The following is a 1,457-nucleotide window of genomic DNA, read 5'->3' as shown; positions in this document are numbered from 1 at the left end:
CCCGTTACCTTCTTCGTGGCCTCGCAATGGGGCTCCCGGCCTTCGGCCCCGGTATGACTTGAGCCCCCAGTCGAGATGATCGAAAAGGTGGTGTCGCCGGGTGCCGGAGGCATTGGCAGACCGCTGATTAGAGGCACGAGCGCCCCTTGGGCAGTCTCTTCGTAACGTGGATGCCGGCACGCTGATGCCGCAGGTGAGGCCGGGGAGAACGCGAGCACGGGAGCGAAGGGCATGACGGACGAGGCTGGCATCGACGTCTATCTGGGTCTGGACGTCGGCAAGGGCGATCACCACGCCACCGCCGTGAGCCGGGCGGGGAAGAAGGTGTTCGACAAGCCGCTGCCCAACAGCGAACCGAAGCTGCGGGAGGTGTTCGACAAGCTCCAGGCCAAGCACGGAACGGTACTGGTGGTCGTCGACCAGCCGGCCTCCATCGGGGCCCTGCCCCTGGCGGTCGCCAGGGATACGGGCTGCCAGGTCGCCTACCTGCCCGGACTCACGATGCGAAGGATCGCCGATCTTTACCCCGGCGAGGCGAAAACGGACGCCCGCGACGCGTTCATCATCGCGGACGCCGCCAGAGCGATGCCCCACACCCTGAGGACGATCGACCCCACGGACGACACCGTTGCCGAGCTCGCGATGATCGCCGGGTTCGACGATGATCTCGCGGGCGAGTCCACCCGCATCGCCAACCGACTCCGCGGCCTGCTCACCCAGATCCATCCTTCCCTGGAACGGGTTTTGGGCCCGCGGATCCAGCACCCGGCCGTGCTCAAGTTGCTGGACCAGTTCGGCTCCCCGGCTCAGATCCGCAAAGCCGGACGCCGTCGCCTGGTGACCTTGATACGTCCCAAGGCGCCGCGGATGGCCGAACGGCTGGTCGAGGACATCTTCACCGCACTCGACGAACAGACCGTTGTCGTCCCGGGCACCGACGCTGCCGCGCTGATCGTCCCCAGCCTCGCCGGCTCGCTCCAGTCCGTCCTTGACCAGCGCAAAGTCCTTGCCGCCCGGATCGAAGAACTCCTGGAGGCCCACCCTCTTTCCCAGGTCCTGATCTCGATGCCCGGCATCGGGATCAGGACCGCGGCCCGCATCCTCATCGACGTCGGCGACGGCAGCGGCTTCGCCACCTCCGGCCACCTCGCCGCCTACGCCGGCCTCGCCCCCGTGACACGGAACTCCGGCTCCTCCATCCGCGGCGAACACCCCTCCAGGCGCGGCAACAAACAACTCAAGAGAGCCTTCTACCTCGCCGCGTTCGCCTCGCTCTCCCAGCCCGAGTCACGCGCCTACTACGACCGCAAACGACGCGAGGGAAAACACCACATCGCCGCACTCATCGCACTCGCCCGACGACGCATCGACGTCCTGTTCGCCATGCTCCGCGACGGCACCTTCTACCAACCACCCACACCCGCTACGGCTTGACGAAAACCATAGAGGCACCTTTT

At 66.6% G+C, this 1,457-nt stretch carries 1 protein-coding gene; it reads left to right on the top strand.

Going from position 1 to position 1,457, the window contains the following annotated elements; translation table 11 throughout:
* The first annotated feature begins 231 nt into the window (after positions 1 to 231).
* Positions 232 to 1,434 (top strand): IS110 family transposase, encoded by a 1,203-nt coding sequence (locus tag ABZT03_RS44480; RefSeq protein WP_356050042.1) that lies wholly within the window; start codon positions 232 to 234, stop codon positions 1,432 to 1,434.
* The last annotated feature ends 23 nt before the right edge of the window (positions 1,435 to 1,457 follow it).

It is taken from the genome of Streptomyces sp. NPDC005574, assembly GCF_040605435.1.
Taxonomy (GTDB): Bacteria; Actinomycetota; Actinomycetes; order Streptomycetales; family Streptomycetaceae; genus Streptomyces.
Note: the sequence above shows the minus strand (reverse complement) of the source record. Positions and strands in the feature narration are given on the sequence as shown.